Source organism: Legionella geestiana (genome assembly GCF_004571195.1).
Classification (GTDB): domain Bacteria; phylum Pseudomonadota; class Gammaproteobacteria; order Legionellales; family Legionellaceae; genus Legionella_B; species Legionella_B geestiana.
In genome coordinates this window covers 2,368,158-2,392,431 of record NZ_CP038271.1, presented here as the reverse complement: position 1 = coordinate 2,392,431, position 24,274 = coordinate 2,368,158, and the positions used below count along the sequence as shown (strand labels likewise).

Below are 24,274 nucleotides of genomic sequence, written 5' to 3'. Positions count from 1 at the left end.
GAATCCATGCTAGAGTGAAAAGTCTTGAGATGACGATGCCGCCGGACTTTCTCCCTTCATGTCTGCAAACAGGGAGCGGCGTGAACGCGGCATTGGCGGCGTTGCAGATTCATGGGAAGGCAGCCCCGCTATTTCCGGGGAATCGTCTTCCACACTCAAAGCCGTTGGAAAGACTTGAGATGACGATGCCGCGGGACTCTCTTCCTTCATGTCTGCAAACAGGAAGCGGCGAGAACGCGGCATTGCCGGCGCCGCGGATTCACGCTGAGGGAGTTCCATTACTTCAGGAGAAGCATCTCTACAATCGAAAAAATTAACGGTGCGAAATCTTTTTGCATTAAGGTCGCTATTTGAACTTTCCATCGGATGTTGACTGCGTTTGTTGTCGCCTCCACGAACAATCACCGTTTTAACCACTGGCCCCTGGATGCCGGTTTCATAGGAAGTGGACAGCTCTGCACATTTCCACGACACTGCCACCCGAAGCACACTCATTACAACGTTTTCATGAATGAGCCCGCTGGATTCAAGTATAAAAAGCCTTGAAGGAATCATGAACGGAAACGTTGTCGGGTGCAAAAAGAGATTTCGAAACAACCAGAAAAGACTGCTCACAGACGGTTTGTAATCCCCGCTTTTGTTACTGACACCAAGCAATTCCCGCCCATCATCGGATACGAACACATTGCCGGCAGTCAGACAATTTTCCCCTTCCAGCATATGACCATGTCCGGGAATGGTTGCATCCGGGGCACCCTCAGGCGCAAACCACACATCCCCGCACTTATCAACGACAAAACGAAACTGTCTTGATGAAAGAAGTTTCAATTGGTTTAAGGTCTCGTCTGAGACGGTCTGCGGTTCGTTAAGTGGGAGCGGGTTAAAAAGACTGTCAAGACTATTGAGGTTATCTTTATTGACTGGCAGTAAATGCGTCCTGACTGCTCCATCATCGAGCGTATGTAAACGAAGCACACTGCCATTCCACGTGTAAATCGAACTTTCATCCTGAAAAAATTCCGAGAGCGACACATCCTCGCCCACATCGATTCGCATCAAGCGCGCATGCGGCCAAAGCTCAGAACGGTTCCATAACGCCGAGAAAGCCTGTAACTGCCTGCGACCATCCTCTGAGACGGGTTGCAGTTCATTGAGTGGCAGCCGGTTAAAAAGGCGGTCAAGGTTTTTACGGTTATCTTTTTCGACTGGCAGTAAATAGCTCCTGACTGCCCCATCTTCCGGGAGATAACAAACAAGTTCACTGCCATTCCACGTATAAACAGGATTAGTATCCTGCAGGTTTAACGCTTCCAGAAGCAGAGAGCCGTTATCGGCATCAACACGCATCAACCATGCAGGGCGTGAAAGTTCTGTACGAAACCGCAGAGCCGTGAGCGCATTCAGATGATTCTTCGCACTTTCTGAGACGGCTTCGAGGGCGTTTAGCGGGAGTCGGTTAAAATAAGTATCGATTTCCCCGTATTTCTCTTTTTCAACTGGAAGTACATATGTCCTGACTGCCTCATCATCAAAGTGGTGAAAAACGAGCTCTTTGCCATTCCACGTGTAAACGGGGCTCTTATCCATCCCCTGAAAAGATTCAGACACCGACACATCCCTGCCCGCGTCGACTCGCATCAAGCGCATAAGCGGCCAAAGCTCTGAACTGCTCCATAAAGCCGTGAAAGCATGCAAAAGACTTCGACCATCCTCTGAGATGGGCTGCAGTTCATTGAGTGGCAGCCGGTTAAAAAGACTGTCAAGACTCTTGAGGTTAACCTTTTCGACTGGCAGTAAACAGCGCCTTGCTGCCCCATCTTCAATGTGATAACAAACAAGCTCACTGCCATTCCACGTATAAACGGGATTATTATCTCGCAGGTTTGACGTTTCGAATAACGTTGAGGCGTTATCGGCATCGACATGCATCAACCATGCAGAGTGTGAAGGTTCGGTGTGAAACCGCAGGGCCGTGAGCGCATTCAGCTCGCTCCTTGCACTTTCTGAGACGGCTTCGGGCGCGTTAAGCGGGAGCGGGTTAAAAAGGTTATCAATTTCCCGGTACTTCTCTTTTTCAACCGGAAGTACACATGTTCTGACTACTTCTTCATCAAAGTAATGAAACACGAGCTCATTGCCATTCCACGTGTAAACGGGTCTTTTATCCTGGCCCTCAAAAAGGTGTGCCAAAGGCAAATTCTCGCCCGCATCGATTCGCATGAAGCGCACACGCTGCGAAAATTCGGGCGCTAATAACTCCTTAAGCGTTTCGGGTGAGTAAACGTTATAATGACGTTCACCAGCGCCTCTGCGCCAGCCCATTCCGGGCGGTACGGAAAGCTTGAGATTCAGTCTTTGCATCACATACGGATAAAACATTAAAGCACCACTTAGTTGAATTTTTAGGCAATGGTATCACATTGACAACTGCCATTAAAGATTTTTAGAACGTGCGCACATTACAGAGCCAGAGTGGCTGCCCATAAAACAGCAGCGGCATAGAGGGCTGCAAGCACATCGTCAAGCATAATCCCTGTTCCGCCATGGACATGACGGTCAATGCTGCGAATGGGGAAGGGTTTCCAGATATCAAAGAGGCGAAAGAGAATAAAACCCGCAATCACCCAAATGGCTCCCACTGGCGCGAACGCCATAGTGAGGAGGTAACCCACTACTTCATCCCAGACAATGCCCGGGTGGTCGTGCACATTCAGCATGCTTGATGCCCTGTCGCAGACACTTACGCCTATTGCAAAGAAGAGCAGCGTCAAAGCCAGATAAGGGAGTGTGTTTAACCGGGCCATCATCAGATAGAGCGGAATGGCAACCAGTGTGCCGCAGGTTCCGGGCGCAACTGGCGACAGTCCGCTGCCAAACCCAAAGGCAAGAAACATTGAAGGACTTTGCCAGACGCGGGTAGAAAGACGGGGATTCATGCTGTCTCCTGAAAATGGTTATAACCGCGGGGCGTAAAAGGGTGGTTGGTGCCTGTCGCATCGGTTAGTCGCATGTGCGCGCCGTCCTCAATATAACCCACTGGATAACAGGTGACCCCGCATTGCGAAAGCGCGTCCCTGCATGCTTCAAGGTGCGCCGGCGGCACGGTAAAACAGAGAACGTAATCGTCACCGCCCTCTAGTGCCAGCGTCATGGCGCGCTCGCTTGCGTATTTTTGCACCAGCGGATGCACAGGCAGCTTCTGCATCATCAGGCATGCCCCAACCCCGCTTGCACGACAGAGGTGCTGAAGATCTGCCCCAAGGCCATCTGAAACATCAATCGCGGCTGTCGCAAAATCACGCAATACGCCGGCGACATCAACTCGCGGCTCTGGCAGTAACAAGGCCTGCATCAGGGTTTCGCGGTCATTTTCAGGTACCTGAAGCCCATGCAGACACTCAACAGCAAGGGCGGCAGCTCCGAGCATGCCGGTCACGACAATCACATTTCCTGATGCTGCACCGGAGCGCCTGAGAGCACGTCCTGACGGCACGAGTCCCTGAACCGTCAACGTGATGCAGAGGGGGCCTCGGGTGGTGTCGCCACCAATTAAAGTCATGCCATAGCGGGTCAAGGCATTGCAAAGGCCCTGCGAAAAGGTCTTCATCCAGTTTTCTGAAAGTGCAGGCAGCGTAAGTGCGAGGCTTGCCCAGCGCGGAGTAGCCCCCATGGCGGCAAGGTCGCTCACGTTGACCCGAACCGCACGCTCAGCAAGCATCCCGGCATCGAGTCCCGGGGGAAAATGCACACCCTCGACGAGGGTATCCGTACAGACCACAAGCTCCATGTCAGGCGGCACTTTTAAGAGCGCGCCATCATCACCAATACCGAGGATAAGTTCACTGTCAGTCGCGGCAAAAGGACGCTTAAAAAACGTTTCTATCAGTGCGAACTCATCCATTCTCAGCGCGAATCTCTATGGCACGCAGCGTCTGGGCAAGGTTATGCAACACACCGTTAACATAGCGGTGACCGTCTTCCGTACCGAATTCACGCGTCAGCGCAATGGCTTCATCCAGCACCACCCGCCAGGGCACTTCTGGACATTCCGCCAGCTCAAAGCTGCCGAGCCAGAGCACCGTGCGTTCAACCGGGGTCAACTCAGACAGCGCCCTGTCCAGCAGGGGGGTGAGCTTTTCATCGATGCCTTCACGGTCATTGATGACACCCTGCAGGATTTTAGAAAAATAATCGGCATCGACCCTTGCCATGTTGTTCATGGCGCGAAACTGTGCCTCCAGTTCATGGCGGTCGGTACCCGATAACTGCCACTGATACAATGCCTGAAGCGCCAGTCGACGCGCACGCCGTCTGCCGCGAATTGCCTCTTTATCCACAATGACCTCACGAAGTTGAGTCGTTCTTCAGCTCATCAAGCGTTTGCCGGAAATCACTCACATCCTTGAAGCGTTTGTAAACCGATGCAAAACGCACATATGCCACACTGTCCAGCCGGTAAAGCTGCTCCATCACGAGCTCCCCCAGCAGACGAGAATCTATTTCACGCTCTCCGCGACGCCTGATTGCCTGCATGACCGCGGCAATGGCCCCTTCCAGAGCATCAACACTGACCGGTCGTTTTTCAAGCGCGCGCAGCATGCCGGCGCGCAGATTATCGAGATTAAACGGCTCTCGCCTGCCATCGCGCTTGATAACCGCGGGCATGACAAACTCAACCGTCTCAAACGTAGTAAACCGCTCGTGGCAGAGCACGCATTCCCGACGCCGCCGCACCTGCGCCCCTTCAGCGACAAGGCGCGAATCAATGACCCGGGTATCCTCCGCATGGCAGTATGGACAATACATATCAGCGATACACCGGAAAGGACTGACAAAGCGTAATCACCTGCTGGCGCACGCGCTCTATACAGGCAGTATTGTGAATGTCATCAAGAATATCGGCAATCCATCCGCTGACAAGGCGGATTTCCGGTTCACGGAAACCTCGAGTAGTAACAGCAGGCGTTCCAAGGCGCAGGCCGCTTGTGACAAAGGGCGAGCGCGGATCGTTTGGAACCGTGTTCTTGTTGACAGTAATATTGGCCTGCCCAAGAGCTGCGTCAGCGTCTTTGCCGCTCAGGTTTTTATCGGTCAGGTCAAGCAACAGCAGGTGGTTGGTGGTTCCACCGGAAACAATGCGATACCCACGTGACATTAACGTTTCAGCCATGAGCTTCGCATTAAGGATGACCTGCTTTTGATAGTCCGTAAAGGCCGGTTCCAGTGCTTCGGCAAAAGCAACGGCTTTAGCGGCAATCACATGCATCAGGGGACCGCCCTGTGTGCCTGGAAACACCGCGGAATTCAGTTTTTTGCCGATGGTTTCGCTGTCTCTCGCGAGAATCATTCCGCCACGCGGGCCGCGCAGGGTTTTATGCGTGGTCGTAGTTACCACATCAGCATATGGCACTGGATTAGGATAAAGACCTGTAACCACAAGCCCTGCCACGTGAGCAATATCCGCCATCAGGTATGCGCCGACTGAATCGGCAATCTCACGAAACTTCTGCCAGTCAAGGTGCTGCGAATAAGCGGAAAATCCGGCAATCACCATTTTAGGACGGTGCTTGAGTGCGAGGTCTGCAAGCGCATCGTAGTCGATACGGCCCGTCTCTACATCAAGGCCATAGGTGACAGCATGATAGAGTTTTCCAGAGAAATTCACAGGCGAGCCATGCGTAAGATGTCCGCCGTGGGGCAGCGACATGCCAAGGATGCAGTCTCCGGGTTCGAGGAGCGCCAGCATGGCGGCAGAATTCGCCTGGGAACCGGAATGCGGCTGCACATTCGCATATTCCGCCCCAAAGAGTTGTCTCGCGCGCATGATGGCAAGCGTTTCAACGGTATCTACATGCCCGCACCCGCCATAGTAGCGCTTGCCGGGGTACCCTTCGGCATATTTATTGGTCAGCACCGAGCCCTGCGCCTCAAGTACCCGTGGGCTGACGTAATTTTCCGAGGCAATCAGCTCGAGGTGTTCTTCCTGTCGCAGGCGTTCGGCGGCAATTGCCTCGGCGAGCGGCGCGTCAAAATTCTCAATAGTACAATGTTTTGTATCAAACATGGACAACTCCGTTACTGGCCCTGTTTTACCACCAGGTCGTTAATGACGCGCTTCACGCCCGGCACTCTGGCAGTAACGCTTCCTGCCCGCTGCTTCAACAGGCTGCTGTTGACAAAGCCGCTGAGCTGAACTTCATCTTTCCAGGTTTTGACCTGAATGGAAATGGCGCGCGCGCCCAGTGCATCCACAAGGGAGGCCTTGACCCTCGCAGTCGTTGCACTGCTGTCAATGAACTCACCGGTACTCTCGCTGCCAGGTCCCGGCGCGCAGCCACCCAGCAGAAAGCCGCTTAAAAGAAGCGTCATGCAAAAAGCGCGTTTCGTCATGGTTTCTCCCCGGATGCTGATGAATGTCGAATGTGCAAAGGGTAGCACACTCTCTCATCGGTGGCCATGTACGGCTGGCGTTTCTATCACCGCCACCGGAGGTGCGGTTCGGGGGGCGTGCGGCGGATGTACAACAACAACCTGCTCACCATGATGACGATGCAGACGATGCATCGGCGCAGGTGGCGGCATGCGCCGACCATGATGCACCCGTTCACACACCATTTTCCCCATGATACGGTGGCACTTCCCGCTGCCAGCCCCATGCGCCTGCAGGCTGGTGGTGCACGCCGCACTTGCCAGTAACACACACACTTTCAGTAGTTTCATGGTCTCTCCTGTCAGTGCCGTTTTCAAAAAAAAACGGCAGGATTAAAGGGCTTCCTGCCGTATAACAAACGCTTACCGGTTGCAATTAACCCATTTGTGCAAGCGGGCTTTGCCCCTGCTTGATGCCCGGTACAATACGGATGGAACTTCCGGGTCGCGTCAGGGCATCGTATACCCGGTAATTACGGAAGGTATCAATGGTAACGCGCATGGTGTTGAAATAGCCGTTGTGGTATGTATCAATGGTGTGTGGATATTCGTAGCGGTAAATATTAAAAGGCTCTATCCAGCAGCCATCTTCATACTGCGCATAGACTCGCAAATCATCGTAACTGTCGTTAACAACTTCAATATCATAACCGCGTTTGAGCTGTGCATCTTTTGGCGCTTCAAGAGAAGCCCCCTTGTGAAGGCTGCCATGGGCATTGGGAGCCGCAGAAACTGCGGTGGCGGCAATTGCCAGCGAGCAGGCCATCAGTACAGGTTTGATACGCATTCCAACTCCTTTGATATGATTGAAGGCCTGATAGTAGCAAAGCGCCTGCTTTAGTCAATGGTTTTTGTATCAATTCACGGCTTTTTGAATAGTCAAGAATAGAGAGTCTCTTTTGAGCACAGGTTGCGTGAAATATAACTTTTTGGTGCGTATAGCGAAAGGCAAGCCAGGTTTTTTGCATCGCGGTATGTGCTATAGTCTGTAATTTTGAAGTATCTATTCACCAGATTCTGAATGCTTTAGGGGAAAAGTCAGATTTGAGTGCAGGTTGTGCGAACGCATTACAAAAAAAGCGCAGCATACACCGGTATGTGAGCAGTTTTTTGTAATATGTTCGCACAAGATGCGCCAAATATGGCTTTTCGGTGAACGTGGTGAATGGTTACATTTTGAAATGCTTTGCCTCAGGAATACCACGCATGAAAAAACGCATGACCATAATGGCGATTGGACTGGCCGTCGTATTTGGCGGCATTATCGGATTTAATCTGCTGAAAGCCTTCATGATTAAACGTTTTTTTGCCTCCTATGAGCCTCCGGCTGTGAGCGTTTCCTCCGTGGTGGCCAAACGCGTGACCTGGCAGGGACGCATTCCCGCCGTTGGCACCTTTGTGGCTACGAGCGGTGTGGATGTTTCTGCAGACTCCGCGGGAAAAGTCGTCAAAATCAATTTTGAGTCGGGCCAGTACGTTACAAAAGATACTCCCCTGCTTGATATCGATGATGGCGTTGACCAGGCCATGTTGAAATTCAATGAGGCGGAGCTTGCGTTGAAAAAACTCAATTTTCAGCGCCAGTCTGATCTTTTCAAACGTGGTGCGGCTCCGGTTTCAAGCGTGGACGAAGCCAGGGCCAATCTTGAGCAGGCGCAGGCCAACATGGAAAAGACCCAGGTTGAAATCAACCACAAACATATCCTGGCGCCTTTTTCCGGTAAGCTTGGCATACGCATGGTCAATCTTGGCCAGTACATTTCTCAGGGGCAGACAGCGATTGTCTCTCTACAGGCTCTTGACCCTCTTTACCTTGAATTCTCTCTGCCGGAGCAGCGCCTGCGTGAAATCAGCGTTGGCCAGCTGGTAGAAGCCTCTGTAGAGGGCTATCCGGATTTAATTTTCACTGGAACCATCACTGCCATCAATTCGCGGGTTGACCCCATTACGCACAATATCCGCGTGCAGGCCACCCTTCCAAACTGCCCGTTGCAGGCTCTGGCCAACCCTGAGGCCTCACCGCTGGTATCTACTGCCCTCGCGCCGAACTCCAGCCAGAAACGCCTTAGCTGCCATACGGAGCGCAACGAAAAAAACCGTGTCAATACCTTCAGTTTTATTCCCGGGATGTTTGCGAATGTTGAAGTGATTTCACCAAAAACTACTGAGGTAACTGTAGTGCCTTCAACCTCCATATCTTACAGCCTGTATGGCAATTCCGTCTTCGTAATAGAAAAAGAGCCCTCTGGGCGTAAAGACAGGCAAGGTAATCCAGTGCTGGTCGTCAACCGGCATTTTGTGACCCTTGGCAGTCAGCAGGATAACCTGACCGTTATCACCAAAGGCATTGAACCTGGACAACTTGTGGTGAGCTCAGGGGAACTGAAGCTCGACAACGGGACGCGCGTGGTGATTAACAACAGTGTTCCGCTCAACGACAAGCCTGACTTTAATACGCTGAGCCAGTAACCGACCGACAGCAGGAACGTTCATGAAATTTACAGATATTTTTATTCGTCGACCCGTTCTTGCCTGCGTGGTGAGCCTGCTCATTCTGCTCTTTGGGCTGAACTCGCTCTTTAACATGCAGATTCGACAGTTTCCGCGCATGGACAACACGGTCATCACGGTGACGACCGTCTATCCTGGTGCCGACTCGAGCCTCATCGCAGGCTTTATCACGACACCGCTTGAAAGCTCTGTCGCAAGCGCTGAAGGCATTGATTACATGACCTCTGAAAGCGTTCAGGGGCTCAGCACCATTACCCTCTACATCAAGCTGAACTTTGACCCCCAGGTCGCTTTTACCGACGTAATGAGTAAAGTACAGCAGAAGCTCAATGAGCTGCCGCCTGAGTCTCAGCAGCCGGTTATTGTCAAATCGTCAGATGTCTCAACACCGTTGATGTACATCAGTCTTGACAGCACGGAAATGACACCGCAGCAAATCACCGATTATGCGACCCGAGTGGTTCAACCCTATCTGCAGACCGTTGACGGGGTCGCCAAGGCCGATATCCTGGGTGGCGCCACTTATGCCATGCGCATTTTTCTCGACCCCGTGCGCATGGCCGCCCTTCATGTCTCACCTTCCGATGTCACTAACGTACTCGCGCGCAACAGTTTCCTGACTGCCGCCGGTAATACCAAGAGCGAATACGTTGCCATTAATCTCCTTGCCAAAACCGACCTCACCAGTGCGGAAGAATTCAGTCGACTGATTGTGCGTCAGGAGAATAAGGCCATTATCCGCCTGAAAGACATCGGGCGCGTGGAGCTTGGTTCCAAAGATTACAACACGACCGTTACCTTCGATGGCAAAAAAGCCGTGTTTCTCGCCATTACCCCAACACCTACCGCGAACCCGCTGACAGTTATCAGCAACGTGCGCGAACTCTTCCCTTCTATTACCAAAAACTTTCCGCCTTCGCTCAAAGGCACAATCGTATATGATGCAACCGACTTTATCCGCGCCTCCATCCACGAAGTAATTCAAACCATCGTTGAAGCCGCCGCCATCGTCATTCTGGTGATATTTCTCTTTCTGGGCTCTTTGCGTTCAGTCATGATTCCGGTGGTGACCATCCCGCTGTCCTTGATTGGCGTGTGCACCTTTATGCTCTTTCTTGGATATTCCATCAATCTTTTGACCCTGCTCGCCTTTGTACTCGCGATTGGTCTGGTAGTGGATGATGCCATTGTCGTGGTAGAAAACGTGCACCGTCATATCGAGGAAGGCAAAACTCCTTTTGATGCCGCCATTATTGGTGCGCGCGAAATTGCCACTCCCGTTATTGCCATGACCATTACGCTCGCGGCCGTGTATGCCCCGATTGGCTTTATGGGCGGACTGACAGGAGCCCTTTTTCGCGAATTTGCCTTTACGCTTGCGAGCGCCGTTATTATTTCCGGGGTGGTGGCGCTGACCCTCTCGCCGATGATGTGTTCAAAAATTCTTTCGGCAGAGGCCTCTACCAGCCGCTTTGTGCAGCGGCTTGATGATGTGTTCAATAAACTGCGCATGAAATACCAGAACATGCTGCACAGCCTGCTGGATACGCGCCCCGTCATGCTGGTTTTTGCCGCTGTCGTGCTCCTGATGCTGCCCTATCTGTATCTGCATACGCCACGGGAAACGGCACCTGAAGAAGACCAGGGGTTTTTTATTGTTGCCGGTACGGCACCACAGTATGCGACGGTCAACTACATTGAAAGTTTTACAAAACCGTTTGATGCCATCTACTCCAGTTTTCCTGAAAAAGCACACTCGTTTACCATCAACAGCACCGACCCGATATCCGGGATGGTACTAAAACCCTGGGATGAGCGTGAGCGTTCGCAGTTTGCCCTTAAAAAACCGCTGCAGGAAAAGCTTGATACGGTTTCCGGGCTAAAGGCATTCGCCGTTATTCCCCCGCCACTGCCAGGCGGCGGGCGCGGAACACCGGTGCAGTTTGTGATTAAAACCACCAACGACTTTCAAAGCCTGCTCGAGATTTCTAACAGTCTGAAAGAAAAGGCGCGTAAGAGCGGTCTTTTTATCTTTGTAGATAATTCGTTGAAGTTTAATCAACCAGAAATTGATTTCCAGATTAACCGCTCAAAAGCCTCCGACCTCGGCCTTGACATGAAAGACATCGGCAGCAGTCTCACAAGCGCCCTGTCTGGCAATTACGTTAATTTTTTCAACCTGCAGGGCCGCAGCTACCAGGTGATTCCGCAGCTTGAACGGCGTTTTCGCCTTGACGTGAAGCAGCTTGGCGAGATTTATGTACGCGCCAAAGACGGCACCATGGTCGCGCTGTCAACCGTTATCACGCCGGTGGAAAAAACAGGCCCGAACAAGCTCACGCACTTCCAGCAGCTCAATTCTGCTACAATCAACGCCGTCATGATGCCGGGCACCACGCTCGGTCAGGGTCTGCAATACCTGCAGGAGGCGGCCAAAGAAGTGCTTCCACAAGGTTTCAGCATTGATTACAGTGGTCAGTCACGCCAGTTTGAACAGGAAGGCAACGCCCTTATTTTTGCCTTTTTCATGGCGATTCTAGTTATTTTTCTGGTCCTTTCCGCGCAATATGAGAGCTTCAAAGACCCGCTCATTATCCTTATCAGCGTGCCCATGTCCATCTGTGGCGCCCTCATTCCGCTTAATCTCGGACTTGCGAGCATCAATATCTATACGCAGGTCGGGCTGATTACGCTTATCGGCCTCATCAGCAAACACGGTATTCTCATTGTCGACTTTGCCAACAACCTGCAGCAAACCCGTAAACTCTCGCGCCGCGCTGCTGTTGAAGAAGCCGCCGCCATTCGTCTGCGTCCAATTTTGATGACTACGGCTGCCATGGTGTTTGGTGTTCTGCCGCTGCTGCTTGCAAGTGGCGCCGGTGCCGTCAGTCGTTTTGATATCGGGCTCGTCATTGCATCGGGGCTTTTGATAGGAACCTGCTTCACTCTCTTTGTGGTACCGACGCTTTATACCTATATCGCGACCGATCACAATGCCCCTCATCACGACAATAAAGCCTGATTCTTCACAGCAGGAGTTATATACCCCGTAACTCCTGACTGTGCTATGATACGCGCCTTTGAAATCCGGGACTGCACGCATGGAAAAAACATTCTCACCTGAAGCCTGTGAAAAAGCCTGTTATGAGCACTGGGAACATCAGCATTACTTTGCACCACGTGGCGATGGCAAGCCTTTCTGCATTATGCTCCCTCCCCCTAATGTTACCGGCAGCCTGCACATGGGGCACGGATTTCAACATACCCTGATGGATATCCTCACCCGCTATCACCGCATGCAGGGTGACCGCACGCTCTGGCAGACAGGCACCGACCACGCCGGTATTTCCACACAGCTCGTAGTTGAGCGTCAGCTTGAACTGAAAGGCCTTAAGCGGCGTGATTTCACGCGTGAAGAATTTCTTCAGCGCGTGTGGGAATGGAAGGCAGAATCCGGCGGTCAAATCACCCGACAGATGCGGCGCATTGGTGATTCTGTTGACTGGTCGCGCGAGCGCTTCACGATGGATGAAGGCTTATCAGCGGCTGTTCAAAAAGTATTCGTACAGTTGTATGAAGAAGGCTTGATTTATCGGGGCACGCGTCTAGTTAACTGGGATACCGTGCTTGAGACGGCCGTATCTGACCTTGAAGTCATTCCTACAGAAGAAGACGGTTTTCTCTGGCACATCCGTTATCCGGTTGCAGGCAGTGATGAGTCGGTAACGGTTGCCACTACCCGCCCGGAAACACTTTTCGGAGATGTGGCCGTTGCCGTGAATCCCTCTGACACCCGCTACGCCCATCTTGTCGGCAAAGAGGTCATTCTGCCACTCTGTGAGCGGCGCATTCCTGTGATTGCGGATGATTATGTCGAGCAGGATTTTGGCAGTGGCTGTGTCAAAATTACCCCGGCCCATGATTTTAACGATTACGAGGTGGGCAGGCGTCATGGTCTTGCGCAACCTTCCATCATGACGCCTAAAGGCATTATTTCCGACACGGCACCCGAAGCCTATCGGGGGCTTGAGCGTTTTGAGGCGCGTAAACAGGTGATTGCCGACCTTGAAGCTCAGGGCTTTCTCGTGAAAACCGAACCTTATCGCGTAAAAGTGCCACGCGGTGAGAAGTCTGGCGCCATTCTTGAACCGCTCCTGACTGAGCAGTGGTATGTGAAAACCAAACCGCTCGCGGAACCTGCGATTCGTGCGGTAGAAAAGGGCGAAATTCGCTTTCACCCCGAAAACTGGAACAAAACGTATTTTCAGTGGATGAACAACATTGAAGACTGGTGCATCAGCCGCCAGCTCTGGTGGGGGCATCGCATTCCCGCCTGGTATGACGAAAGCGGGCGCGTGTATGTCGGATACAGCGAAAATGACGTACGCTTTCGCCACAAAATTGCGGATAACGTGGTTTTGACCCAGGACGAAGACGTTCTCGATACCTGGTTCTCTTCTGCTCTCTGGCCCTTCTCAACCCTTGGCTGGCCCGAACGCACCACTGAACTTGAGCAGTTTTACCCGACCTCCGTGCTGGTCACAGGCTTTGACATCATCTTTTTCTGGGTTGCCCGCATGATAATGATGGGCCTGCATTTTACCGGTAAGGTACCGTTTCGCGATGTCATTATTACGGGCTTAATCCGCGATGCGGAAGGCCATAAAATGTCTAAATCCAAAGGCAATGTCCTGGATCCAATTGACATTATCGATGGCATTGACCTCGAATCACTGGTAAAAAAACGCACCTCCAACCTGGTTCTTGGCTCCGTCAGCCGCCAGATTGAAAAAGCGACCCGCAAGGAATTCCCCGAGGGCATCAGTGCCTTTGGTGCGGATGCGCTGCGATTTACCTATTGTGCACTGGCTTCCACCGGACGCAACATCCGCTTTGACATGGGGCGCGTTGAAGGCTATCGCAACTTCTGTAACAAACTCTGGAATGCCGCGCGTTTTGTGCTCCAAAACATTGATGAAGAGCAGCTTGATCTTGGTGATGGCGCATTTCAATACAGCCCGGCCGATCAATGGATACTCTCGCGCCTGCAGCGCACCATTGCCGCATGCCACCAGCATATTGCCGATTTTCGCTTTGATTTTCTGGCACAGACACTCTACGAATTCGTCTGGCATGAGTACTGCGACTGGTACCTTGAGCTCTCAAAACCGGTGCTATACGATGAAGATGCGCTTGGCTCCATGAAGCGCGGCACCCGGCGCACGCTTATTCACGTACTGCATCAGACACTCAAACTGCTGCATCCGGTTATTCCTTTCATTACGGAAGAAATTGCAAAGTCAACCAGCAGACTGACCAGTGAAAACGGTGAAAGTCTGATGACCAGCCGGTATCCGGCAGTAGAAGAGTCATTTGTTGATGATGCCATTGAAGAAGAAATGGCGTGGGTGCAGCGTGTGATTCAGGAAATCCGCACACTGCGCTCTGAAATGTCTGTGTCTCCTGCTAAACCGGTGCCATTACTTGTGCGCAATTTTGCAGGGGAAGAAAAGGCGCGTCTGCAAAAATACCGCCGCACGTTTCTTGCGCTCGCAAAAGTCTCAAGCATCCGCTACCTGGAAGTCAACGATACTCCAGGCGCCTGCGCCTCAGCCGTAGTGGGCGTGATGGAGCTTCTCATCCCGATGAGCGACCTTATCGACAAGAAAACCGAACTGGCGCGCCTTGAAAGGGAAATCACAAAGCTCAACAAGGATATTCAGCTTGCGGAAAATAAGCTGAACAATCCAGCGTTCACCGACAAGGCGCCTGCAGAGGTGATTCAGAAAGAAATGGAAAAACGCGAACAGGCAACTGCGGCACGGGAGAAACTGCTGGCGCATAAAGCCGTGGTAGAAGCACTTCCGGGCTAGTTGCAGAGCCGCTACGCTCTATCCATGCTTCGTCCCTCGGCGTCAGCCGAGGGGCTTTTGAGGCCGCTTTTGAGAGTTATCGTGAAGGCCCTCTGTTCGGACTATTTTCCTTAATATCCACAGAAAGGTTTTCTACTTCGGATTTTAATTCTGCGCCCTTCGCTAGAGACAGTTCTTTTTTGAAACTAAGAAATGATTCACTGGCTGGCTTTTCCGTAAAGAGGCTTTTAATACCAACTGGAATTGCCATGAGAACATTTAAAAGCCCTTTGCCAAATTTCGTTCCCCAGTTTTCCTCAAATGCTTTATTATTAATAAAATCCTCTTCGATGATGAGAGCTATATTTGTTTTGCAGCTTTCTTTAGACTCGAGTGATATGTCATTCTGAACATTTATTCTTTCATTTTTTGAGGTTTGAATGGCATTATTTATTTTACTTTCAACATCACTCAATGCTGCTATTCGTCTATCCGTTGGATTTTTTTCGCTAATTCTTGTTTTTTCTTCACTCACAGTGCTAAGTACGGCTGTTCGTAGCGCTTCATAAAATGGGTCACTGTTGATGGCATTCACGCGTTGTTGACTAATCCTCTCTGCAGTGGCTTGTTCAGCGGCTTGTTCAGCGGCTCTCTCAGCAAGTTTGTCGAGGGCTATCTGATTCAGCATTACCGGAAAATCTTCCTTAAATAGACCTATACGAATAGAAGACGGACCCTGAACTTCTAGTTTTTCGGCGCCATTATTTAAGCTTTGTGCTAAATTCCTTTGTGCTGGCAGGTTTTGAATATCACTGTTCACACCAAAAAAATTACATCCCTTATCAACAAAAGACTGAGCCTTTTCTAAATGCGCCCCACCTCCAATAGCCGTAGGATTAGCTATTAAATGAACAGTAAACTGCCTGAAATGACTCCAGCCATCCATCAAGGCCCTCATTTCCTCTTTGCTGGCGGGCATTTTTCCTTCAAAAATACCTTCCCATTTTTTAGAGTCCTCATACCATTTTCTTAGAGCTTCTTGAGATGCCGACATTTTAATCACCACAAAGTTGACTGATATGATTAATGATAGAACACAAATTATTAAGATTTTATTACGTTAATTTCTGTTGGGTAGTAATTCACTTTGCACGGGACTAAAATGAAACTAAATAAATGTAAATTGTTGATTTTAAATATTTAATAAATACAGCTGGCACACGGTAAAAACACAAAATGTCCGGTACACCGCTATCTTTCAAATCGAGACAACTTACTTAATATTTTGGTAAGCATACTGTTCTAACATAAATCATAAGCACCTTTTTTAGGATCATCATGTCTACCTCATCTAAGAATATTACGGATTTAGTGGCTGGGAACATGGATGAAAATACCTTAAATACATCTGAGAAGTCTCAGGCTGATTCAAGCACTTCTGAATCCTCACGCGAAGTTTTAACACCCTTCGATGTTTCAGTCAGAATTGGCGACAGTGAAACCATCAGGCAACTTGTCATAAAGAACCGTTTAAAGTGGCCAGAATTATTGAATACCGATTCGATTAACCAAATCTGTGAAATGCTTAGTACAAATAGTGAAGCAGTGCGTAACGAAACCCGCTCGCTCTTTGTGAAGCTGCTTGAGCAGGAAGAGGCTCAAAAATTAGTTAAAATTGTGGGAGAAAGGCATTCTTTCACAAATCTGCAAACAGCTGTAAGTCAGTTACCTGCAGAAAACAGGAAAGAAATCTGCACAATGGCGCATGTCTTAACGAATAAGAAAACACTCGACAGGCAAAAAATGAGTTTTTTAGCAAAAGAGGCTGGAATAGCTCATCCTGTAAAATCTGACATTTTTTTTAGAGGGATATATACCGGGGTTGAGCGAGCTATTGAGGGCCTAAAGTCTACTCGTGAAATCATCCGCGAAATCAAGAAAATTCCTAAAAAACATATCCCGGGAGTTGTTTTAGAAGATGGTCGCACTTTACTGGATATTGTGATGACGAGCGCACAAAAAGACGTAGTAGATGCTGTGCTTAAAAGGGCAGGATATAAGCGCGGCGATCCCCTCGAATCCGCGTTTCAGCAGTTGAGCAATAATCACAACCATTACAGTACATACATGGCTCTCACTCCTGCTCCACGAACGCGGTTTGTAAGAAGAAATGACGACCCCCACCCCACTATGTTTGAATTTGATTCTGCCGGGGTCAGTGACGGTATTATTGAAATGAATAATGCTGGTTTAGCGGAGAAAAGTCCTTTTTCTGCCCACTCAAAAGCGTTCCGTACGGAAAATACAGAGAGAGTCAGGAGCATTACTCAGGAGCCAGAAATTGTTCCAGACGAGGCTGAAACCGTTACTTACGATACCGAATTTGACAAAGCCATACGCAATCTTTACGAAGCGGGTGTGCTTAGTATGCAGTCTCGGCTTTCGAAGGAGAAGACTGATTCAGTCTTATGGGGGTTGAATAATCAAGAACTTTACGTTGATAAAGCCTGGCTGCTCAGTAATCTTGGAATTGAAGAGTCAGCACTAAGTAACGAAGCACGAGCCGCATTCGAGGTTGCAGATGCGTTTCAAGGCATCCGAGATGCCGTTATCAACGGTAATGGCAACGCCGCTACGACGGTCAAAAACGAACAAAACGCTAATATAAATATACTCAAGCAAGCCAGTGAATCCATCGCAATAGCAGCGAACGTGCTTCTCACGGTTTTCATCCTGCCCCTGCTTGCAGCTCCACTGGTTAAGAATGGAGAGTGGAAATCCATGCGCTATACCTTTTTCAGTGAAAAAACAAAGGTTGAAAAAGCGGTCGATGCCGTTGAAGAAGAAGTTCGGAAAAACACTCCTCCGAACAACGGCTAAGGCGGTCCTCCACGCACCCGCCGCACCATCCAGGCGCCGAGGAGCGCTGTGGTGAGGATACCAAGGACAATACTCGCGCCCTCCCATTGGGGGCCTGCGAGTCGCAGTGCATCTGGCGAGTGCATCAGCGAAAAAGGAATGGCCAGTAAAACATCCATGAGCGCGGAACCGGCTACAAGGCCACAGGCGAGCAGGATGCCCGTTTGCGCACGGTGCGCGCGCTCAGCTTCAGGCAGTTTTTTCCGTGCAAGTAGTCGGGTAGCAATCTGCGAAAACATGCCACCCACAAAAAGAGGAAAAGACGAGCTTAAAGGTAGATACATGCCGATTGCCACACCAAGAATAGACAGGCGTATAAAGCGGTCAAGCCGAAATACGCGAATCAAGACAAGAAGCGCAATAATGACCGCACACCCGCCAAGCATCATCCCCCAGGGCAGGCTGCCCTGAAACACCGCTTCAGTAATAGCCGCCATTAGAGCCGCCGTAGGCGCTGGCAGGGATAAGGACGCATCCATGCCCTCGCGCGGCATGACGCCGGCTATGCCATAAACATCAAAAAGAATCTGCATCACCGGGGGAATAACCAGTGCGGAAACGACCACACCAATCAAGAGCATTAGCTGCTGACACCAGGGCGTGGCCCCTACCAGCTGCCCTACTTTCAAATCCTGCATGTTGTCGTTGGAAATGGCCGCAATTCCGGTGACCACGGAGCCTATCATAATGGTAATGGCTTCAGCCGCACGCAGCTGGGAAGACGTAAGCGCCATTCCGAGCACCTGCTGCAGGGCATGCTGTAAAAGCCAGGCGGCAAACAGCATGCCGGCAATCACCACAGAACTGCCAGGACTTGCTGTCACCCCGACCATGCCGGAAAAATAACCGGTAAAAACGGAAAATAAAAAACCAAATACGAGCACATAAAGTACCGCGCCAAAGACGAGACTCGGCGCAAAATCGCCATCAAGCCCGAGGATATCCAGTGGAAATTCCACCTGGAAAAACAAAAAGAGCACGGCTGCCATCAACAGTATGCCGCCAAGGATGAACGGCAGCGGAATATCACGCTCCGTTCGGGGAAGCACGCCCGTGCTGCTGCGCGTCATGAAGGCGCTGAAAGAAACCTGAATGCTGCGCACAAGCGGGCGCACCAGACGCAGAAAGGTCCAGGTGCCGGCAAACAACATGGCGCCAATACCAATGTAGCGCATTTCACTGTTCCAGAGCAGGGTTGCGGCCTCGGAAGCCGAACCTGCCTGCAGCAGCTTTGGGTAAAACGGACTGACAAGCGGCATGGCAAAAAACCATGAAATGAGCGCACCTAAAAAGATGCTGGCTGCCATTTCAGGGCCTACAAGAAATCCCGCACCTATCATGGTCGCTGAAAAACCGGCCCCAAAACCAACAACCGCACGGCCGGCAAAAAACCAGTAACTCCAGCTGGACGCGACCAGGCGAAAACCAAGCTGGAAAAGCTCAATAAGCGCACCAAGACCGCCACCAAGGACAATGTCGCGCGCACCCACACGCTGCACGGATGACATCAAGACTTCCGCAATCGCGCGTCCCTCGGGAAAACGCAGCATGGGCTCATTGACAAGCACACGCCGCAGGGGAATCGAAAAGAGCACGCCCAGCACACCACCGGTGAGGGCGATAAAGAAATTCGTAAGGTAATCAAACCCCTGCCAGAAATGAATAATAACAAGTGCTGGTATGGTGTAAACAATGCCGCCGGCAACTGCCTCACCTGCAGATGCTGCTGTCTGTACGGCGTTATTCTCAAGAATGCTCGCATTTTTAAACATGCGCAAAATTCCCATCGATAAAATGGCGGCAGGAATCGAGGCGGACGTCAGAATGCCAAGCTTAAGCGCCAGATAGGCGTTTGACATCGCAAGGAGTATGGTTAGAAGCACGGCCAGTACAATGCTTCTGAAAGTCAGTTCAGCGACCCGTTCATCAGGTCCTATAAATGGCTTAAACTCCGCCATGAGCCCCCCACACACGACGCGCCACTCCTGGCTTCAGCCAGGTTTTAATATCCTCCCTGCTAAACTTCACCGTTTGAGGGCCAAATACATAAGGAGCAACCTGGTATGTATCAAACACAATGGCAAGCCCGTCAGGCGTAAAATACCAGCGGGAGTAATTCTTAAAAACAGGCGCACTGCCTGTTTTAAGCCACTCCTCGTCAGAAAGGTCATGTGAGGCAAGAAGCTCTCGCGCGGCATTTGCAAGCTTTGGCAGCGCGTCAGGCTTTAAGAGTTCACGCAGCGTGACAGATTCACCCTCGAGGTAATTGTGGGTAACCACCGTATTATCAGGATGTGCACTGCCGCGAAAAAAGCGCGACAGCGAATAGCGTATGCTTAGAGCATTTTTGGTCTGAAAGGGAATGCGATAACGGATATCAAGACCGTTTTTTCCGGGCAGCGGGTTTTCAGGCATCGACATCGTGGCAGCCTGTTTTAAGAAATCCTCTTTTTGGGCTTCTACAAATGCCTTTTCAGCCACGGATATCGCTTTATCCGGCAAGGCTGATGGATAGCGTATACTGATAACAACGGCACCCGTCTCCTCACGGATGACACCCGCTGCGGACGTAAGTTCGGCTGCAAAGCCTGCCTGCATGCCAAGCAGGCTTAAGAGTATTCCGAGAAAGCGTTTCATCAAAAATAGTCTCCCGCAAAATCAATCCATGCACCATTGACCATGGCGCAACATGCGATGTTCGATGGGCGTTGCAAACAGACAGCAGGGCAGCGCGCTCTCCGGTGTGCGCCAGTGTATCAGATCAGCCATCTGCCCCACAGCAATTTCACCCGCTTCACCCGCGAGTCCCAGCGCACGCGCCGCCACGGACGTCACCCCGGCCCAGGCTTCGGCGACTGTCAGACCAAAGAAACGACACCCCATGTTCATCATCAGACGCAAAGAGGTCGTGGGCGATGAGCCGGGATTAGAATCGGTAGAAATGGCCATCCCCACCCCGCGGGCGCGTAAACGTTCAACCGGTGGCCTGTGCGTCTCTCCAAGATAATACCAGGCGCCCGGCAGCAGCACTGCCGTAACCCCGTGGCGCGCCATCGCCTCAATACCCGCTTCATCAAGGTGCTCGAGGTGATCGCACGACAGCGCGTTAAAACGTGCCGCCACCTCAGCACCTCCCGTGGTTGCGAGCTGCTCGGCATGGCATTTTACCCGAAGCCCAAGTGCCGTTGCTTTTTCAAAAATACGTGCTGTTTCGTCCGTATCAAACGCAATCGATTCACAAAAAACATCCACTGCATCGGCAAGCCCCGACTCTGAGACTTCCGGCAGCATGGTATCACAGAGATGGCTTACATACGCGGCCTTTCGCCCGGCAAATTCCGGGGGAAGTGCATGTGCTCCGAGGAAGGTTGTGCGCACACGCATGCCGGTGTGTTCCCCAAGCCTGCGGGCAACCCGCAGCATTTTGAGCTCGCTCTCGAGTGACAGGCCATAACCTGACTTAATTTCAACGGTCATTACCCCGTCTGCCTGTAAGGCCAGCAGGCGCGGTAGAGACTGCTCAAAAAGTACCTCTTCAGAGGCTGCGCGCGTTTTTTGCACCGTTGAAAGAATGCCCCCGCCCGCACGTGCTATCTCGGCGTAACTGACGCCCAGAAGACGCTGACGAAAATCATCAGCACGGTTGCCGGCATAGACAAGATGGGTATGGCAGTCAATCAGTCCGGGCGTGACAAGCTCACCGTGGCAGCTTTCAACCCGGGTACCATTACCCCGAAGTTCCGCTGGCAGTTCGTTATCGTGCCCGACCCAGGCAATGCGCCCTTCTCGAACAGCAATGGTCTGGTGCGTGTGCGTCTCGCCCATCGCATCAAGTCGCGTGGTGTGAGTCAGCAGGAGTTCAGCAGGTTTCATGGTTCAGTCAAGCTCCGGTACACGTTTGGGAGCGACAAGCCAGCGCGGGTGGTGCGTTTTGTCGTAGATATCCCACTCACAGCTTACATATTCATCGGGTTTCACTTCGAGCAGCAGAAAAACGAGGAAATCAGCCACTACATCAGGCGTTAAAAGCTGTCCCCGTACCTTGAGGCGGCGGAAAAATTCGAGCTTTTCCGGGGCCATATGCGGCGCAGCGCGAACTATCGCCTGCATATCGGTATCGATAATGCCTGGCATGACACTCGCAAAGGCGGTAGAGCGGCACTCTTCCTGCCAGCAGCGGGTAAGCATGCTGAGAGCCGCTTTCGACACACAATACGCGCTCCAGCCTCGAACGGCGAAATAGGCGACGGCTGTGCCGATATTAAGTACTTTTGCACCGGTAAGCTGTGGCAGCAGAGATTGGGTCAGGAAGAGCGGTGCATCGAGATTGGTGGCAAATGCCGCGTGCCAGTCGGTTTCACGAATCGTTTCGATGGATTGAATCGGATGAATGGTACCGGCATTATGCACGAGTCCCGAAAGGGAGGAGCCCTTGAGTGCGCTGACCACTTTCTCGCGCCCCTCAGCTGAGGCAACATCTGCTGCCAGTGTGCGAATCGTTCGAAAGCCTGCCGCTGTTTCGTGAAGAAGTGCTTCGCGCCGCCCGATGATAAGCACCTCTAAGCCACGTGCGGCCAATGCCTGCGCCAGTGCCCTGCCAATTCCGCTTCCGCCGCCGGTCACTGCAAACACCGTTTTATCCCCTCTCCTGAAAATGCCAACCATCATAGCAGACCTCCTGTCGGTTGGCACGGATTTCTATCCGGGTATAGAATAGGATTTACTGACAAGGAGCACCCAATGCGCGGCTATTCACCACCCGATGCAAGGCTCTGGGCCGGGCGCCATGATACCCTGCCGAATGAGCGCGTTTTTCAGCATGTTTCCTGCGTTAATCTGCTCAAACATGCGGTTAGTGATATTCCAGACGGCCCGGTCATTGCGGGTTTCTGCACGGATGAAGGCATTGCCCGTAATGAAGGGCGCACAGGTGCTGCCGATGCACCTGACATTCTGCGCCAGCAATTTGGAAAGCTCGCGTGGCACAGTGGACGCATCTTTACCGATATCGGAAACGTACGTTGTGAAAACCACGACCTTGAAGGTGCGGCGGAGACCTTCGCAACACTCATCAGCGAGGTGCAGGCGCATGGTCATCACACGGTAGTGTTTGGCGGCGGACATGAAATTGCCCATGCGCATTATCGAGGGCTCGCCACCCGTTTTCCGCGCCTTGGCATCGTTAATTTTGATGCACATTTTGACCTGCGCCCGGTGACGCCTGAGCGCGGTGCAACCTCTGGCACCCCTTTTCGCCAGATTGCCGATTTTTGCAAAAGTCAGAACCGCCCTTTTCACTATGCCTGTCTCGGCATTCAGCCACATGCCAATACCCGCAGCCTTTTCGAATCAGCCCGCGCACTCAATGTCGCATGGAAGAGTGCAGAAGATTTGCAGCGAGAAAGCCTTGCAGGCAATATTGCCTTTCTGGATGACTTTATTCGTCGCGTTGAGCATATTTACCTGACCCTTTGTCTGGATGTTTTCGCTGAAGCCGATGCGCCCGGGGTCAGCGCGCCGCAACCCCTTGGGCTTACCCCTCAAGAGGCCTTACCCCTGTTGAAATACCTGCTGCAAACTGGCAAAGTGGTAGGAATTGATATTGCGGAGCTTTCTCCTCCGCTCGATGTTGCCAATAAAACTGCGCGACTCGCCGCCAATCTGCTGGCAGAGTTGCTTGATACCCCGTAATCAAGGAGTGTAACAGACATGATTTCTGCCCCGAGGCTGACGTTACTGGCAACCCTTTTATGCGTGCAGGCCCACGCCGAAACCACGGTTACCCCCACACCGGACACTTCACCTGCGACACAGGCAGCACCTGCGACTCAGGCGGCACCCGCGACTCAGGCAGCACCTGCGACACAGGCGGCTCCTGCGACTCAGGCGGCACCCGCGACTCAGGCGGCACCCGCGACTCAGGCAGCACCTGCGACTCAGGCAGCACCTGCGACTCAGGCAGCACCTGCGACTCAGGCAGCACCTGCGACACAGGCGGCTCCTGCTCCAGCGGCACCGGCCTCCCCCCCTCCACAGCCAATTAACTGCAATTATCGTATATCCAAAGATACTCCGGTTGATAACCAGCTGGTGTTGAAGTGGGCTGAACAGGCCACGATTCAGGCTTTTGAGTTCAACTTTGACACCATTGATACCCAGATCCCGGCATTAAGACCCTGCTTCACCGAACAGGGGTGGAACAGTTTTTCTGATGCTCTCGAAAAATCAGGCAATGCCACCACCATCAAAAACCAGCAACTGCGTGTCAGTGCCTTAATGGACGGCACGCCGGGCATTACAGCGTCAGATAACAGCACCAGCCAGTGGAAAGTTACGCTTCCCATGCAGATTGTCTACCAGAACAGTCGCGAAAAACTGACGCAGCTCTTGAACGTTGATTTGCTGATTGGGCGCAAGCCTAACGGGGATATCGGCATCATGCAGATGATTGCGACACCGCGGGATGTACCCGGAGCCGGAGCGCAGCTCCCTGCAGGAAGTGAAGCGGCACCACAGTAAACGCTGTGGCCGTAGCCCGGGCTGATAAGCCCGGGAATTGATGT

The 24,274-nt window shown here is 51.8% G+C and carries 20 protein-coding genes; 6 read left to right on the top strand and 14 right to left on the bottom strand.

Annotated elements, in window-relative coordinates:
• Positions 1-9 precede the first annotated feature (9 nt).
• From E4T54_RS10740 to E4T54_RS10700, 9 genes are all read right to left on the bottom strand, one after another.
• Entirely contained in the window at positions 10-2,379 is a 2,370-nt protein-coding gene (locus tag E4T54_RS10740; RefSeq protein WP_028386301.1) for a hypothetical protein, read from the bottom strand.
• An 80-nt stretch (positions 2,380-2,459) separates the two neighbouring features.
• A complete protein-coding gene (locus tag E4T54_RS10735; protein ID WP_028386302.1) occupies positions 2,460-2,936 on the bottom strand; it encodes a phosphatidylglycerophosphatase A family protein in 477 nt (158 codons plus the stop codon).
• Positions 2,933-3,901, bottom strand: a complete 969-nt coding sequence (thiL, locus tag E4T54_RS10730) for a thiamine-phosphate kinase (RefSeq protein ID WP_028386303.1) — start codon at positions 3,899-3,901, stop codon at positions 2,933-2,935. Before thiL ends, E4T54_RS10735 begins: the two co-directional genes overlap by 4 nt.
• Positions 3,894-4,337 (bottom strand): transcription antitermination factor NusB, encoded by a 444-nt coding sequence (nusB, locus tag E4T54_RS10725; protein ID WP_028386304.1) that lies wholly within the window; start codon positions 4,335-4,337, stop codon positions 3,894-3,896. The genes thiL and nusB overlap by 8 nt, the downstream gene beginning before the upstream one ends.
• Before the next feature lie 7 nt (positions 4,338-4,344).
• On the bottom strand, positions 4,345-4,806 hold the full coding sequence (gene nrdR, locus E4T54_RS10720) for a transcriptional regulator NrdR (protein WP_028386305.1): 462 nt from the start codon (positions 4,804-4,806) through the stop codon (positions 4,345-4,347).
• Between the two features lies 1 nt (position 4,807).
• Positions 4,808-6,064 carry a serine hydroxymethyltransferase gene (glyA, locus tag E4T54_RS10715; protein ID WP_028386306.1) on the bottom strand — a complete coding sequence of 419 codons (1,257 nt, stop codon included), beginning with the start codon at positions 6,062-6,064 and terminating at the stop codon, positions 4,808-4,810.
• An 11-nt stretch (positions 6,065-6,075) separates the two neighbouring features.
• Positions 6,076-6,390: a BON domain-containing protein gene (locus tag E4T54_RS10710; protein WP_065230364.1), complete on the bottom strand. Its 315-nt coding sequence runs from the start codon at positions 6,388-6,390 to the stop codon at positions 6,076-6,078.
• A gap of 54 nt (positions 6,391-6,444) precedes the next feature.
• On the bottom strand, positions 6,445-6,720 hold the full coding sequence (locus E4T54_RS10705; RefSeq protein ID WP_028386308.1) for a hypothetical protein: 276 nt from the start codon (positions 6,718-6,720) through the stop codon (positions 6,445-6,447).
• An 85-nt stretch (positions 6,721-6,805) separates the two neighbouring features.
• A complete protein-coding gene (locus tag E4T54_RS10700) occupies positions 6,806-7,216 on the bottom strand; it encodes a hypothetical protein (protein ID WP_051550883.1) in 411 nt (136 codons plus the stop codon).
• A 419-nt stretch (positions 7,217-7,635) separates the two neighbouring features.
• On the opposite strand from E4T54_RS10700, the gene E4T54_RS10695 reads away from it, so the two are divergent.
• From E4T54_RS10695 to E4T54_RS10685, 3 genes are all read left to right on the top strand, one after another.
• Positions 7,636-8,898 (top strand): efflux RND transporter periplasmic adaptor subunit, encoded by a 1,263-nt coding sequence (locus E4T54_RS10695; protein WP_028386309.1) that lies wholly within the window; start codon positions 7,636-7,638, stop codon positions 8,896-8,898.
• Between the two features lie 22 nt (positions 8,899-8,920).
• On the top strand, positions 8,921-11,962 hold the full coding sequence (locus tag E4T54_RS10690; protein ID WP_028386310.1) for an efflux RND transporter permease subunit: 3,042 nt from the start codon (positions 8,921-8,923) through the stop codon (positions 11,960-11,962).
• Between the two features lie 79 nt (positions 11,963-12,041).
• Positions 12,042-14,813: a valine--tRNA ligase gene (locus tag E4T54_RS10685; protein ID WP_028386311.1), complete on the top strand. Its 2,772-nt coding sequence runs from the start codon at positions 12,042-12,044 to the stop codon at positions 14,811-14,813.
• A 76-nt stretch (positions 14,814-14,889) separates the two neighbouring features.
• On the opposite strand, the gene E4T54_RS10680 is transcribed toward E4T54_RS10685, so the two are convergent.
• The gene (locus E4T54_RS10680) at positions 14,890-15,846 is read right to left on the bottom strand and encodes a hypothetical protein (protein ID WP_028386312.1); all 957 of its coding nucleotides are present in this window, start codon (positions 15,844-15,846) and stop codon (positions 14,890-14,892) included.
• Positions 15,847-16,175: 329 nt separating this feature from the next.
• Between E4T54_RS10680 and E4T54_RS10675 the strand changes: the two genes are divergently transcribed.
• Positions 16,176-17,672, top strand: a complete 1,497-nt coding sequence (locus E4T54_RS10675) for a hypothetical protein (RefSeq protein WP_028386313.1) — start codon at positions 16,176-16,178, stop codon at positions 17,670-17,672.
• Here E4T54_RS10675 and E4T54_RS10670 read toward each other — a convergent pair.
• From E4T54_RS10670 to E4T54_RS10655, 4 genes are read right to left on the bottom strand one after another with little or no spacing between them, the layout of a single operon-like run.
• On the bottom strand, positions 17,669-19,669 hold the full coding sequence (locus E4T54_RS10670; RefSeq protein WP_028386314.1) for an OPT family oligopeptide transporter: 2,001 nt from the start codon (positions 19,667-19,669) through the stop codon (positions 17,669-17,671). The genes E4T54_RS10675 and E4T54_RS10670 overlap by 4 nt on opposite strands.
• On the bottom strand, positions 19,656-20,348 hold the full coding sequence (locus E4T54_RS10665; RefSeq protein WP_051550884.1) for an RsiV family protein: 693 nt from the start codon (positions 20,346-20,348) through the stop codon (positions 19,656-19,658). Before E4T54_RS10665 ends, E4T54_RS10670 begins: the two co-directional genes overlap by 14 nt.
• Before the next feature lie 21 nt (positions 20,349-20,369).
• Positions 20,370-21,584: an imidazolonepropionase gene (hutI, locus tag E4T54_RS10660; protein ID WP_028386315.1), complete on the bottom strand. Its 1,215-nt coding sequence runs from the start codon at positions 21,582-21,584 to the stop codon at positions 20,370-20,372.
• Between the two features lie 3 nt (positions 21,585-21,587).
• Positions 21,588-22,379: an SDR family NAD(P)-dependent oxidoreductase gene (locus E4T54_RS10655; RefSeq protein ID WP_238582799.1), complete on the bottom strand. Its 792-nt coding sequence runs from the start codon at positions 22,377-22,379 to the stop codon at positions 21,588-21,590.
• A gap of 72 nt (positions 22,380-22,451) precedes the next feature.
• On the opposite strand from E4T54_RS10655, the gene hutG reads away from it, so the two are divergent.
• Both hutG and E4T54_RS10645 read left to right on the top strand, forming a co-directional pair.
• Positions 22,452-23,402, top strand: a complete 951-nt coding sequence (gene hutG, locus E4T54_RS10650; RefSeq protein WP_028386317.1) for a formimidoylglutamase — start codon at positions 22,452-22,454, stop codon at positions 23,400-23,402.
• Positions 23,403-23,420: 18 nt separating this feature from the next.
• Positions 23,421-24,230, top strand: a complete 810-nt coding sequence (locus E4T54_RS10645) for a DotI/IcmL family type IV secretion protein (protein ID WP_135100415.1) — start codon at positions 23,421-23,423, stop codon at positions 24,228-24,230.
• The last annotated feature ends 44 nt before the right edge of the window (positions 24,231-24,274 follow it).